This window comes from Mucilaginibacter sp. KACC 22063 (assembly GCF_028736115.1).
Taxonomy (GTDB): Bacteria; Bacteroidota; Bacteroidia; order Sphingobacteriales; family Sphingobacteriaceae; genus Mucilaginibacter.
This window is the reverse complement of the sequence record NZ_CP117877.1, coordinates 3,066,750-3,079,533: the sequence shown is the minus strand read 5'-3', so window position 1 is coordinate 3,079,533 and position 12,784 is coordinate 3,066,750. Positions and strand designations below refer to the sequence as shown.

General features: G+C 42.8%; 11 protein-coding genes. 6 read left to right on the top strand and 5 right to left on the bottom strand.

Features of this window, described 5'->3' with window-relative positions; all coding sequences use genetic code 11:
• The first annotated feature begins 61 nt into the window (after positions 1 to 61).
• Genes PQ461_RS13270 through PQ461_RS13260 form a run of 3 tightly spaced genes read left to right on the top strand, consistent with a single transcriptional unit; the run spans position 62 to position 1,931 of the window.
• The gene (locus PQ461_RS13270) at positions 62 to 655 is read left to right on the top strand and encodes a phage tail protein (RefSeq protein WP_274206006.1); all 594 of its coding nucleotides are present in this window, start codon (positions 62 to 64) and stop codon (positions 653 to 655) included.
• Between the two features lie 31 nt (positions 656 to 686).
• The gene (locus PQ461_RS13265) at positions 687 to 1,301 is read left to right on the top strand and encodes a phage tail protein (RefSeq protein WP_274206005.1); all 615 of its coding nucleotides are present in this window, start codon (positions 687 to 689) and stop codon (positions 1,299 to 1,301) included.
• Positions 1,302 to 1,325: 24 nt separating this feature from the next.
• Positions 1,326 to 1,931 (top strand): phage tail protein, encoded by a 606-nt coding sequence (locus PQ461_RS13260; protein ID WP_274206004.1) that lies wholly within the window; start codon positions 1,326 to 1,328, stop codon positions 1,929 to 1,931.
• 274 nt (positions 1,932 to 2,205) lie between these two features.
• Here the strand turns inward: PQ461_RS13260 and PQ461_RS13255 are convergent, their stop codons facing one another.
• The 4 genes from PQ461_RS13255 to PQ461_RS13240 all read right to left on the bottom strand — a co-directional run bounded on the left by PQ461_RS13255 (position 2,206) and on the right by PQ461_RS13240 (position 7,039).
• Entirely contained in the window at positions 2,206 to 5,235 is a 3,030-nt protein-coding gene (locus tag PQ461_RS13255) for a hypothetical protein (RefSeq protein WP_274206003.1), read from the bottom strand.
• Positions 5,236 to 5,257: 22 nt separating this feature from the next.
• On the bottom strand, positions 5,258 to 5,767 hold the full coding sequence (locus PQ461_RS13250; RefSeq protein ID WP_274206002.1) for a T9SS type A sorting domain-containing protein: 510 nt from the start codon (positions 5,765 to 5,767) through the stop codon (positions 5,258 to 5,260).
• A gap of 61 nt (positions 5,768 to 5,828) precedes the next feature.
• Positions 5,829 to 6,338 (bottom strand): hypothetical protein, encoded by a 510-nt coding sequence (locus tag PQ461_RS13245; RefSeq protein ID WP_274206001.1) that lies wholly within the window; start codon positions 6,336 to 6,338, stop codon positions 5,829 to 5,831.
• Positions 6,338 to 7,039 carry an aspartyl/asparaginyl beta-hydroxylase domain-containing protein gene (locus PQ461_RS13240; RefSeq protein WP_274206000.1) on the bottom strand — a complete coding sequence of 234 codons (702 nt, stop codon included), beginning with the start codon at positions 7,037 to 7,039 and terminating at the stop codon, positions 6,338 to 6,340. The genes PQ461_RS13245 and PQ461_RS13240 overlap by 1 nt, the downstream gene beginning before the upstream one ends.
• A 260-nt stretch (positions 7,040 to 7,299) precedes the next feature.
• Between PQ461_RS13240 and PQ461_RS13235 the strand changes: the two genes are divergently transcribed.
• From PQ461_RS13235 to PQ461_RS13225, 3 genes are all read left to right on the top strand, one after another.
• Positions 7,300 to 7,869 carry a glycoside hydrolase family 108 protein gene (locus PQ461_RS13235; protein ID WP_274205999.1) on the top strand — a complete coding sequence of 190 codons (570 nt, stop codon included), beginning with the start codon at positions 7,300 to 7,302 and terminating at the stop codon, positions 7,867 to 7,869.
• Positions 7,870 to 7,898: 29 nt separating this feature from the next.
• The gene (locus PQ461_RS13230; protein WP_274205998.1) at positions 7,899 to 8,777 is read left to right on the top strand and encodes a hypothetical protein; all 879 of its coding nucleotides are present in this window, start codon (positions 7,899 to 7,901) and stop codon (positions 8,775 to 8,777) included.
• A gap of 69 nt (positions 8,778 to 8,846) precedes the next feature.
• A complete protein-coding gene (locus PQ461_RS13225) occupies positions 8,847 to 10,346 on the top strand; it encodes a phage tail sheath family protein (RefSeq protein WP_274205997.1) in 1,500 nt (499 codons plus the stop codon).
• Between the two features lie 48 nt (positions 10,347 to 10,394).
• On the opposite strand, the gene PQ461_RS13220 is transcribed toward PQ461_RS13225, so the two are convergent.
• Positions 10,395 to 12,776 carry an ABC transporter permease gene (locus tag PQ461_RS13220; RefSeq protein WP_274205996.1) on the bottom strand — a complete coding sequence of 794 codons (2,382 nt, stop codon included), beginning with the start codon at positions 12,774 to 12,776 and terminating at the stop codon, positions 10,395 to 10,397.
• Positions 12,777 to 12,784: the final 8 nt, after the last annotated feature.

Sequence of the window (12,784 nt, the reverse complement as noted above, 5' to 3'; positions counted from 1 at the left end):
TAAAGCATTGTAAATGAACTAAATTACTTATAAATTTATTATTAACCTTAAACCCAAAATTATGGAAGGATACATTGGAGAAATCCGGTTGTTCGCCGGGAACTTCGCTCCCTATTCATGGAACCTATGTGCGGGGCAGCTTTTATCAGTTGCAGGCAACACTGCACTATTTGCAATTTTAGGCACCCAATACGGGGGCAATGGAACATCAACGTTTGGCTTGCCTGATTTTGCAGGAAGAGTAGCAGTTTGTACAGGCGATGGCTTGGGCCTTAGCGAGTACGTTAACGGCGAATCTGGCGGAACGGCCACTGTAACGCTTTTACAAAGCCAAATGGCTGCCCACAATCACCTTGTTAACGTACAGCAGACGATTTCCGGAACGGTAAGCATCAATGCTTTATCGGCAGGGGCAGATCAGTTTGACCCTACTGGTTGTATGATTGCAGGTGACGGTACTACACTGCTTTTTTCCAATGGCACGCCGGTTCCAATGTCGCCAAAATCAATTTCGGCATCAAATTTCACCCTGCCTGCACCTACAGTAAGTAATGTTACCAATGTGGGAGGCGGCACAGCGCATAATAACTTGCAGCCCTATTTGGGACTGAATTACATTATCTGTCTTATGGGTATTTTTCCATCAAGAAACTAAACATTTTTGATCACAATTTAAAATTTACATCATGGAAGGAACTATAGGAGAAATAAGGATTTTCGCTGCAAATTTTGCCCCAAAAACATGGGCATTTTGCCAGGGACAAACAATGCCGATCAATCAGTATCAGGCATTATTTTCCATATTAGGAACAAATTACGGTGGAAATGGTACCACCACATTTCAACTGCCGGATTTACGCGGCCGCGTACCTGTTGGCGTTAGTTATGGTAAGCAGGGTGTGCCTAACGTAACATTAGGGTTAACAGGGGGCGAAACTAAGCATACGCTTCTTACGACTGAGATGCCAACACACAACCATATTGTTGGAAGTGGTGCCTCACTTACAGCGCCGCCGCCGCCATTTGTGTTACATGCATCAAGTGCGCCGCCTGACAGTTCAGACCCTGTTGGCAACCTTTTAGCTGATGAAACTAATGCAAGTTTATCAGTATATGCTGATGGAAGCAGCGCTGTTGCTCCGATGGGGAGTAACACCATAACAGGCACATTTACCACTGTTGGCAGCCCTGCAGTAACAATGCAAACGGCAGGGGGCAATATTGCGCACGAAAACATGCAGCCATATATTGCAATGAATTATGTTATTTGTTTGTTGGGGGTATACCCGTCAAGAAATTAACCTATCACATTTAAAATTTACATCATGGAAGGAACTTTAGGAGAAATCCGATTATTTGGTGGCACTTTCGCGCCCAGGGGATGGGCACTGTGCAATGGACAGTCGTTATCAATAAGTATGTATGATGCATTGTTTGCATTAATTGGAACTACATACGGCGGAAATGGGGTATCAACATTTAATTTACCCGATCTTCGGAGCAGGGTAGTTATCGGTTCGGGTACTGCACCAAGCTCTAACATCACTTACGTAGCTGGGCAAACTGGTGGCGAAGAAGAGGTGTCTTTAACTATTGCAAACATGCCTGTACACGACCATACCGCAACAGCCAGCGCCGGAACCGGTAACATTACTGCAACATTAACTTTAAATGCAGCAGCTGGTGGACTTGGTGGTGACCCAAATCCTCAAAATAACCTGATCGGCAGTGACGGCACAACGTCATTATATTCAGCTAATGCACCAGGTACGGCAATGTCATCTGCAGCGGTAACATTTTCAAATACCACCGTTAATAGCCATACAACTACCTCTGTTGCAGGTTCAAGTATCCCGCACGAAAACAGGCAGCCCTATACAGCAACAAACTATGTTATATGTATAGAGGGCCTTTTCCCTGCAAGGAATTAGTACCTGATACTGTTTAATACTGAAAGCCCTGGTTAACTTAGTTAGCCAGGGCTTTTTTATACACTAAAATCGCTAACCTGAAAAGCAATTAAGCAGGCAGGTTAAGTGATGATAGCTTAAAATAAGCTATCATCACTATTGGCTGATTAAGAATTGGTAGCCATGCATTATGGAGCATAATCAGCATAGTTTTAAATAGACATAAAACAAATCATTTAAAATAAAAAATGCCGCTTATGTAATAAGCGGCATTGAATAAATGAGTTAACTATTGTTACAATAACCTGTACCAGTTACCTGCACCATCGGTAACAAATTTTAGCTGGTTAGCTACTACAGAATAGCTGCCTGATTGCACTGTTTGGTTTGTTGAATAAAAACTACCGTCAGAAGAACTAAGTGTTAAAGTAATTGAACTGTTGTAGTTTACAAGAGATACCCAAATTATTGTACCTGATGGATAATTTGCTGAGGCGCCAAGGTTTATGTTTGCAACAGTTGTTGTAGTTAAACCTGTAATACCTGCAAGATTAATGATAAATATATGCGAACCTGCATTTGCAGTAAAGCTGTTGGATACGTTAGAAGTAGGAAGCAATACCTGCAAATTACCGGTGCCGCCACCCCATGTACCATTACCACGTAAATATGAGTTGATATTGGCTGTGCCTGTTGCATTTATTTTAGCGGTAGTAACGGCATTGTCTGCCAGTTTAGCCGTAGTAACTGAACCATCAGCTACAGTAGCTGTAGGTGCAGACCATGTACCATCACCACGTAAGTAAGTAGTACCATCTGCAGTTCCTGTTGCACTGATTTTGCCAGTAGTAACAGCATTGTCAGCCAGTTTAGCAGTTGTGATAGAGCCATCGGCTACAGTTGCCGTTGGTGCAGACCATGTACCGTCGCCACGCAAGAATGTAGTATTGCTGGCTGTGCCGCTGGTTGTGCCTATTTTGGCAACCGTTACTGCGCCATCAGCAATTTTGGTGTTTGTAACTTTCGAGTCGCCAAGTGCTGTTACACCACTAGCATTTATAGTTACGTCTCCAGTCGCAGTTATTGGCGCTTGAGGCGAAAAAGGGGCTGTTGAGCTTGTTAGATATACCTGCCCACCTGCAGTACCATTTGACAATCCTGCACCAGTAGCGCCGGTTGCGCCTGTAGCTCCGGTAGCGCCTGCAATACCTTGCGGGCCCTGGTTGCCTTGAGGACCTTGAATACCTTGCGGACCAGTAGCACCGGTAGCACCAGTTGCGCCGTTAGCACCTGCAATACCCTGCGGTCCCGGATCACCTTGCGGACCAGTAGCACCGGTAGCACCAGTTGCGCCGTTAGCACCTGCAATACCCTGCGGTCCCGGATCACCTTGCGGACCAGTAGCACCGGTAGCACCAGTTGCACCGTTAGCGCCTGCAATACCTTGCGGTCCCGGATCACCTTGCGGACCAGTAGCACCGGTAGCACCAGTTGCTCCGTTAGCGCCTGCAATACCTTGTGGACCAGTAGCTCCTGTTGCTCCTGTTGCACCGTTAGCGCCTGCAATACCTTGTGGACCAGTAGCACCAGTAGCACCGGTTGCGCCGTTAGCACCTGCAATACCTTGCGGTCCCGGATCACCTTGCGGACCAGTAGCACCGGTAGCACCAGTTGCACCGTTAGCGCCTGCAATACCTTGTGGACCAGTAGCACCGGTTGCGCCAGTTGCTCCGTTAGCGCCTGCAATACCTTGTGGTCCCGGATCACCTTGTGGACCAGTAGCACCGGTTGCGCCAGTTGCGCCATTGGCACCTGCAATACCTTGTGGGCCGGTAGCTCCTGTTGCGCCATTAGCGCCTGCAATACCCTGCGGACCTTGTGCGCCGGTTGCACCTTGTGGACCAGTCGCTCCAGTATCACCCTGTACGCCTTGGATACCTTGGGGTCCTATAGAGCCCTGCGGACCTTGTGCACCGGTAGCACCCGTAGCACCAGTTGCTCCGTTAGCACCTGCAATACCTTGTGGACCAGTAGCACCGGTTGCACCATTGGTACCTGCAATACCTTGCGGGCCCTGTGCGCCGGTTGCACCTTGTGGACCAGTCGCTCCAGTATCACCCTGTACGCCTTGGATACCTTGTGGTCCTATAGAGCCCTGCGGGCCTTGTGCACCGGTAGCTCCCGTAGCACCCGTTGCTCCGTTAGCACCTGCAATACCTTGCGGACCCTGTGCGCCGGTTGCACCTTGTGGACCAGTCGCTCCAGTATCACCCTGTACGCCTTGGGTACCTTGTGGTCCTATAGAGCCCTGCGGGCCTTGTGCACCGGTAGCTCCCGTGGCACCAGTCGCGCCGTTATTACCTTGGATACCTTGTGGACCTACAGCGCCCTGCGGACCTTGTGCGCCTGTTGCTCCTGTAGCACCCGTTACACCCTGTATACCTTGAATACCCTGTGCACCGGTAGCACCCGTTACGCCCTGTATACCTTGAATGCCTTGTGCACCTGTAGCACCGGTTATACCCTGTATACCTTGAATACCTTGTGGACCCTGTGCGCCGGTTGCTCCTGTAGCACCAGTCGCGCCGTTAGCACCTTGAACACCTTGTATGCCCTGAGGACCAACCGGCCCTTGAATACCTTGATCGCCTTGCGGGCCTACAGCACCAGTAGCACCAGTTCTGCCTTGTATACCCTGTACACCTTGCGCTCCCTGTGGCCCAACCGCACCAGTCGCTCCAGTATCACCCTGTACACCCTGAATGCCTTGAGGACCTATAGGCCCCTGTATACCCTGCAGGCCTTGCGGACCAGTGGCGCCAGTTACCCCTGCAATACCTTGCGAGCCTGTGGGGCCAGCAACACCTTGCGGGCCAGTCGCACCCGTAGCTCCTTGTGGACCTGTAGCACCGGTAGCACCTTTAGCTGCGTTTAATGCATAAATTGCATAAGGCACGCTTAGCAACTTGGCTGCGCCTAAGTTGATGTAGCCTCCGCCTAAATCAATTTCTGTTTGGATGTACTTTTGCGAACCACCCCAATCAAGGCTTGTAAATGTGCCTTTTGACGGGCTTCCGTTTCCAACTTCAATTGAAAAGGTACCGAATTGATTGGTTGTTACAGTGTGAACTTCCTGATATTCAAGCGAGCCGTTTTCAGATCCGCTACGAATACTTATCCGTACGTTCATCGCCGTATTGGTCAGCAAAGTCCCATTGGAGTTTCTTGCCACAGCCTGGTACTTAAAAGCCTGGCTTTGGGCATTGGCATTGTAGCAAAGAGCCAATAATGCAAAGAAAATAATAAGTAAAGGTTTTCTTATCATAGACAAGGTTTAGATTTATATATTACAATTTTACCAGTTTAACCTGACCGGAATTTTTATCATTTTTAACGCGAAGGAAGTAAGTGCCGCCTTTAAAATAAGAGATATTTATATCCAGGTTCAGATTGTTGCTTTTTGTATAGACCACATTACGCGTGTAAAGCACATGGCCAATTGCATCAATAATATCAACCAGATAACTGCCATCCGGTAGGTCACGAAAATCAAGCTTTACAAGGCCTGTGGTAGTTGGGTTAGGGTATACCACTAACTGCTGTGCAATATTATTGTTAATGTCTTTTAATTCCTGGTCAGCTTGGATAAACCCGGCGGTTAAAATTTTCGCACTGGAGGTGTTTATCAACAAGTCTGCAACTGGTTCGCCTATATTATAGGTATAAATAAGCTTGGTTTGAAGCACACTACCGCCACCGCTACTCACAACGCTGCGATCAAGCAGTTGAGCATGTGTTTTTGTGAAAGCTAAAAGCCCTAATAAGATTAAAAGCGTAATGTATTTAGGTTTGGTCATTGTTCAATAAAATTATATAAAAATTTAATTTAACACAATTTTTTTGAAATTAATTCGTTGGTCAATCTATTTGTGATAACCACTCTTTCATTTCAGGATATATTATTGACTGATAATCAGTTTTTTGGAATGAGTTAGGGTCATTTGTCATGCCATAATAACTTAACAGCGGGACGCCAAAATACCTTCCTTCATTAAAGTTTTCTAAAATATTATCGGCACTGCCCTTATACCCATTTGCATGAAATACATAGGCCGGATCTATATTTAGATATTTACACGCAGCATATGACCAGGCAATTGCGGCCATCTCTTTACCTCCTGAGGAATGGTCATTTTTAATCAATTCCTCGTTTAGCAGCGGGCGTGTACTTATACCTGTAACTGCTATGTGGCCGGCTTCATGCAAAATATCTCCCGGATAACTTAATTTATCAGTATCTATGATCAATGTACCATCCTCAATTTTTAAGCCTGGTAAAAAAGTATTTTCATTCAACCGGCTTAAAGCAACCTGTATACCTATCTCACCTAAAAAGTTTAGGATGTTATGAAATGTAGTTTCGTCCATTAGTTGATTTCTGAAAATTGGCGATATTCTTTTTCAAGTTCATCTATGATGCCCTGCGACGCAGGAGACGGATTTGCCTTTAATTCTTCAATCATTCTCAAAATCATATTGATATCAGTTGGATAGGTATAATATAATTTATCAGCACGTTCAAACAAGGCGATCAGCCAATCATTAACTACGCAGTCTACTACTAAGTGTATCCTGTCTGTATCACCGGCATTTATAGCGTTGTGCGGCAGGTTGGCATTAATATACCAGCACTCACCGGGCTGCAGGGGTAATAATTCGTCGTTTAAGTAAAAGGATACTTTACTATTTGTAATAATTGGAAAGTGTAAACGCGCTTCGCCATGCTCAAAGTTCAGGTCAAAGTCGCGATGCTTTTTTATAACAGACCCGGCTTTTAAATTTAAAAGCCTTGCCGAAAGCAGTGGGCAATTGAATTGTTGAAGTAGTTGTCTGATGGCAGGAAATGAATTTAAATAGGGGGTGTCCTGAAACTCGCCACGGTTCATTGTTTCAGCATAAGAGAATTCTGTATTACCGCCCGGAGATCTTAAAGGCAATACATCCCAATCGCCTGTATAATGCGCTTTGTTGTAATGTGCATTCCACAAACCATTGGTATTGGCAACTTCATTTATAAGTGAAGGTACTGTAAAAGTTAATTTGGCTGAAGATACAACCGTAGTAGGCATTGCGATAATAGTAATTTAAGTTGCAATAAAAATAGAAATAAAGTTTTAAAGATCACCCTATTAGTTAAATATTTTCTGTACTAATAAATTTGGATAGAGTAAAGTAGGGATGCTGCCCAAAATTTCTATTACAAACAGAACAAATATTTAATGCCGAATTTTAAACATAACTTAGTTTTAGTTAATATCGTGCTATTATAATTAACCAATTTACCGTATCGAATTAAATTCAATTTCTTTAAAACTTAACCTTACAAATTATGGCAATATTTATCATTGCATTCAAAATTACTTTAGGCAACGAGGGCGGCTACGCAAACAATCCTGATGATAGCGGTGGCGAAACCTATATGGGTGTTACCCGTAATTACTGGCCGCAATGGGCAGGCTGGGCTATTGTTGATCAGATTATGGCTACTAAGCCGCAAAGTATTAATGCTGCGCTTGGGGGAAACAGCCAGTTACAAGCAGATGTACAGGCATTTTACAAACAAAATTTCTGGGATGTTTTGAGTTTGGATAACCTGAATGGACAGCAGTTGGGTAATCAGCTTTTTGATACGGCGGTTAACATGGGCACAGGCATTGCAGGCCGTTTTTTGCAGCAGGGGATAAATAACATCGCCACCAATAAAATTACCGTAGATGGCATGGTTGGCCCTATCACTATTGCAGCGGCAAATGCCATACCTGAAGAGCAATTATATAACCAGGTTATTGCGCTGCGCAGGCAACGTTATCTGAATATCATCGCAGCTAATCCGTCTCAGTTTCAGTTTCAGAATGCGTGGTTGAGCCGTTTAACACCATACAATCCGCAATTAGCATAATTTCCTGACCACCTAAACCTTAATTAACAATGAAAAAAGTATTATTAACTGTAATTACGCTGCTTCCGGCAGTACTTTTAACCAGTTGTAATGATGGCAAGCATATTTATGATTGGCATAAAACGCTTGCTTTAATAATTATCATAAGTATCATACTCATGTTCCTGGGGCTCGCCATTTACAGCAACATGCTAAGGGATGAAGTAAATGATAGCGATACCTTTAATTTAAATGCAGAAAAAATAAAGCAAAGAAGAGGGCTCCGTTTTATTAAAAGTACAAACCCCTTCAGTTTATCACGCACACAGCTGGGTATCTGGACCGTGGTGATATCATGCAGTTACATATACCTGCAACTGTGTATGGGTAATTGTACCGATACCAGCCTTAACACCACCGCATTGGTATTAATGGGAATAAGCGCAGGCGTTACGGCAGGCGGAGTAATGATAGATAAGCGTGAAATTCAGGATGGGCGTTGCCGGCATCAGAATAGTCCGTCTGAAGGTTTTTTGATTGATATCCTTTCTGATGAAGATGGCATCAGCGTACATCGGTTTCAAAAGGTGATCTGGACAAGTGTGGCAATCATCATTTACCTCAATAAAGTTTATAGTATTACTACCGGTTGTGCTTTACCCGAGCTAAGCCAAACATTACTTTGGTTAACAGGAATAAGCAGTGCCGCATACTTAACGTTGAAGACACAGGAAAATGATCCCACTGTTGTTTCGCCTACAGCGTCAATGGCACCTATTGATAACCCTGCTGGTAATGCAACTACCACGTCTGCTATCGCTACTGATCCTGTAGTTGCATCAGGGCCGCAAACATTTACAACACAACCGGTACCTGCTGAAAACACAGATACAAATAACACAACACAAACAACAGAACCAGGAAACTAATTACTTATCCCTTAATAAAATGATAGCATTTGTAATGCTGTTGGCACTCCACTCATCTCAAAAATAAATATGGCAACAACTTTCATGACCCCGGGCGTTTACATAGAAGAGAAAAGCGCTTTCCCAAATTCGGCAGTAGCTGTTGAAACGGCGGTACCCACTTTTATTGGCTATACAGACATAGCCTCAAGAAATGGCAGGTCGCTGGTAGGTCAACCTATACGCATCACCTCGTTTGCTGAATATACCGAATATTTTGGAGCCGGCTTTAAAGCAAAGTATACGGTAGATAGTGCCACTGATGCAGACAAAGATGCTTTTGTAATTAATGGGCTAAAGAAAAAGTTAAAGATTGCCGATAATCATACGTTTTACCTTTACAATGCTATCCGTTTATTTTATGCAAACGGTGGTGGCCCCGCTTACATCTATTCTGTAGGTACTTACGGCGACAAACCTGAAGGATTAGAAATAAAAGCAGAAGATTTTACGGGTTCGGCTGATGTTCCATCCGTTTTTGATCAATTAATTAAAGAGCCAGAAATAACTTTGATCGTTATACCGGATGCCATAGCATTGGGTGAAGCATGCTATGAAAGTATTTACCAACCCGTGTTAAATCATTGTGGTAAGATGCAAAGTCGTTTTGCAATTTTTGATCTTGTTAAACCATCTTCAAATGCGGATACAGATAAAATAGTTGCCAGTTTCAGAGATAAAATAGATAACAATTTTTTAAGCTACGGGGCTGCTTATTATCCATGGCTAAATGCCACGGTGGTGCATCCGGATGAAATCGATTTTGAAAATTTCGATGCCGGTATTGATCTTGGTGAAGTTTTGCCCGAAGATGCCGCCAAAGGAATGGTGTCAAAATTTAAAGCCATTGAAGACCCCTCCGATAACGATAAAAGAAACTTTCATCTGTCATTAAAAGCCACAAGTATAACTTATGTGCATTTGCTGAACGAGTTGCGGAATAAAGAAAATGAACTACCGCCAAGCGGTGCAATGGCTGGTATTTACACCATGGTTGATAACTCGCGCGGTGTGTGGAAAGCACCTGCCAATGTATCAGTAAGCATGGTGAACGTACCTAATATTAATATTTCTAATGATGTGCAGCAGAACCTTAATGTTGATGTAATGGCAGGTAAATCAATTAATGTTATCCGCCCTTTTCCTGGTGTTGGTACTTTGGTTTGGGGTGCCCGCACGCTTGATGGCAACAGCCAGGACTGGAAGTATATCAATGTTCGCCGTACGATGATTATGATTGAGCAATCCATCAAACTTGCGTGCCGTGCTTACGTTTTCGAGCCGAATGATGCCAATACATGGATAACGGTAAAAAGTATGATTGAAAATTTCTTAACCAATCTTTGGAAGCAGGGCGCTTTGTCCGGAGCCTCACCCGAACAAGCGTTTGATGTTCAGATTGGCTTGGGTTCAACTATGACGGCTAACGACATCCTGGACGGATACATGCGGGTTTCTGTAAAAGTGGCTGTTGTAAGGCCTGCCGAATTCATATTGATTACCTTTCAGCAACAAATGCAGCAATCTTAAAAATTAGGTTAATAATTTCAAATCAATATCTAATCAATCGACTGTTTTTTACACTTTAAGTTGCGAAACAGTATTGGTTTTTAATGCCCGTAGTACTTGAAAGCACACTGTGAACACAACAATAATCACAGATGCTATTAAAGCTAACTCAAATGGCATAAAGGAGAGATTGATACGGTAAGAAAAAGTTTGCAACCATTTGTATGTTAAAATAAGTGCAATAGGCCATGCTATTAAGTTAGATAGCAATATGATGGTGAAGAAGGGTTTACTTAGGATAAATAAAATGTCTTTGCCGCTTGCGCCAAATATTTTCCTGATGGCTAATTCTTTCATGCGGGTAGTAATAGTATGTGCGGCAAGAGAAAATAAACCCAAAGCCGCAATGAAAATTGCTAAAGCTGAAAAGAAAGTTAGTACGGTTTTTAACTGTTGTTGCTTAACAAATAGTTTTCCATACAATTCATCTAAAAAGTGATAGTTGAAATTATCGCCATCAAGTTTGTTGATATTTGGCCATTGTGCATTTAACGTACTTATTATTGAAGCCATTTTATTCGCCTCAACGCCGATCATTATTTGAGTCTTTGACAATCCACAATGGTCATTCATCAAATAAATGGTCGGGGTTACATTTTCTTCATATCCGTTTGCTTTTACATCTTTTATCACACCAATTATCTTGTAACTACTTCCGCATCCGGTTATCGTGTTTCCAACCGGAGTTTTTAAATTCATTTGCTTTGCAGCAGCTTCGTTAATCACTGCATTCAGAGAATCGCCCGGTAAAGGGTTGTTAAATATGTGCCCGGTTTTTGTTTTAATATTCAGTGTCTCGAAGTAATCATAATCGACACTGATGGTACTCATGGAATATGCATTGCCCGCTAAGCTATAGTCGTGACTTACAGGCATTAAGCCACTCGGTACATTTGATGCAACAGTTACGCTTTTAACGCCTGGTATTTGTGTGATGCGCTGCCTCACAAATTCAAAAGACCGTGGGTTATTATATAATGCCAAGTTGTCGATGTATAAAATCTGTTTTGCTGAAAAGCCCGGATCGGCATTTTGCATATACTTTACCTGCTGATTTACCACAACAAGCCCAATTACAAATATTAAAGCGAATGTGATCTGTATAACGCTTACCGCACCTTTTAAAATGGATAGTCTGCCACCCTTTGAAAGTATATTACCCCTTAAAACTTCGGCCGGTTTAAAGCGCGACATCACTAACGCAGGATATAGCCCTGCCAGTATAGTAAGTGCAAGTAATGCTGTTATTACCTGCAACACCATTCCAAAAGTAATAGCAGAAACAAACAGGTTAACGCTTAAAAGTTGGTTAAATCCCGGTAATGAGATATATACAATAGCTATAGAAATGCCAAGAGCAATAAGACATTGGACTAAAATCTCGGTTAAAAACTGAATGATAATCTGCCTGCTAACTATGCCATTTACTTTTTTGATGCCCACCTCTTTAGCGCGTTTAGTGGCTTGAGAAATATACAGATTGGTAAAATTAATGCCTGTTGCTATTAAAATTATAATGGCTAAAGTTGCCAGTACATTTACGATGAAATTGTTAGCATGTGAGCCATAATGAGGTTTTAAATGCAGGTTTTTTAAAGGATCAAGGTAGATCAAATGTTTGTCTGATCGGCTTACGGCTTCTTTAGCCACTTTACTTGTATCAGTTAAAGCTGCTTCCCTGTAAATCGCATCTATCTTTTGAGAAAGTAGTTTTATGTCTGTTTGCGGTTTAACCAATAGAAAAGTTTGATAGATCTGGGTAGCGTAGCTTTGCTCTTTGCCAGAAGTAATATCAGGTGAAAAGCCTATGCAATCAAATTCAAAATTAGTGTTGCCCGGGCTGTCTGCTGCTACTCCGGCAACCGGCAAAGGCATGCCTGATCTCGACATCATATTCACTGTTTTATTTTGAACAGAGGCCGCACCCGGAAACAGTATTTTTGCTGTAGCCTTTGAAAGTAAGATAGTAGGGGTAGTGCTATTGGGATTGAGTTTGAAACCCTGCGGCTCAATTCCTAAGATCTTTGAAATTGAATAATCTGCGCCAACCCATTTTTTAATCAGAAACCTGCCCGAAGGCGTAAAAAATGGTATTTGAAATAAAGCCGTATTCATACGCCCGGTTTCAATAACCTCAGGGCACTGGCGTTTGATTTCTGCAGCTAATTTACCCGGAGTATAGGGAGATGGGCCATTAGGTAATTCCCTTTCCACCAAAAATATATGGTCAATGTTTTTGTTCCATTGATCATAACTTACTTCATTATTTATATATAAGCTAACCAAAATGAACACGGCTAAACCAATAGATAATCCGCCCAGGTTAAGCAGGTAAAAGACTTTATTTTTAAAAAATGATCTAAAAGCGATTTTCCAGTTAATATTAGGCATAGATGATA

Bases quoted from the DNA above. Each gene is read 5' to 3' on its own strand.
- PQ461_RS13270 (WP_274206006.1), top strand. From the start codon at position 62: ATGGAAGGATACATTGGAGAAATCCGGTTGTTCGCCGGGAACTTCGCT.
- PQ461_RS13265 (WP_274206005.1), top strand. From the start codon at position 687: ATGGAAGGAACTATAGGAGAAATAAGGATTTTCGCTGCAAATTTTGCC.
- PQ461_RS13260 (WP_274206004.1), top strand. From the start codon at position 1,326: ATGGAAGGAACTTTAGGAGAAATCCGATTATTTGGTGGCACTTTCGCG.
- PQ461_RS13255 (WP_274206003.1), bottom strand. From the start codon at position 5,235: ATGATAAGAAAACCTTTACTTATTATTTTCTTTGCATTATTGGCTCTT.
- PQ461_RS13250 (WP_274206002.1), bottom strand. From the start codon at position 5,767: ATGACCAAACCTAAATACATTACGCTTTTAATCTTATTAGGGCTTTTA.
- PQ461_RS13245 (WP_274206001.1), bottom strand. From the start codon at position 6,338: ATGGACGAAACTACATTTCATAACATCCTAAACTTTTTAGGTGAGATA.
- PQ461_RS13240 (WP_274206000.1), bottom strand. From the start codon at position 7,039: ATGCCTACTACGGTTGTATCTTCAGCCAAATTAACTTTTACAGTACCT.
- PQ461_RS13235 (WP_274205999.1), top strand. From the start codon at position 7,300: ATGGCAATATTTATCATTGCATTCAAAATTACTTTAGGCAACGAGGGC.
- PQ461_RS13230 (WP_274205998.1), top strand. From the start codon at position 7,899: ATGAAAAAAGTATTATTAACTGTAATTACGCTGCTTCCGGCAGTACTT.
- PQ461_RS13225 (WP_274205997.1), top strand. From the start codon at position 8,847: ATGGCAACAACTTTCATGACCCCGGGCGTTTACATAGAAGAGAAAAGC.
- PQ461_RS13220 (WP_274205996.1), bottom strand. From the start codon at position 12,776: ATGCCTAATATTAACTGGAAAATCGCTTTTAGATCATTTTTTAAAAAT.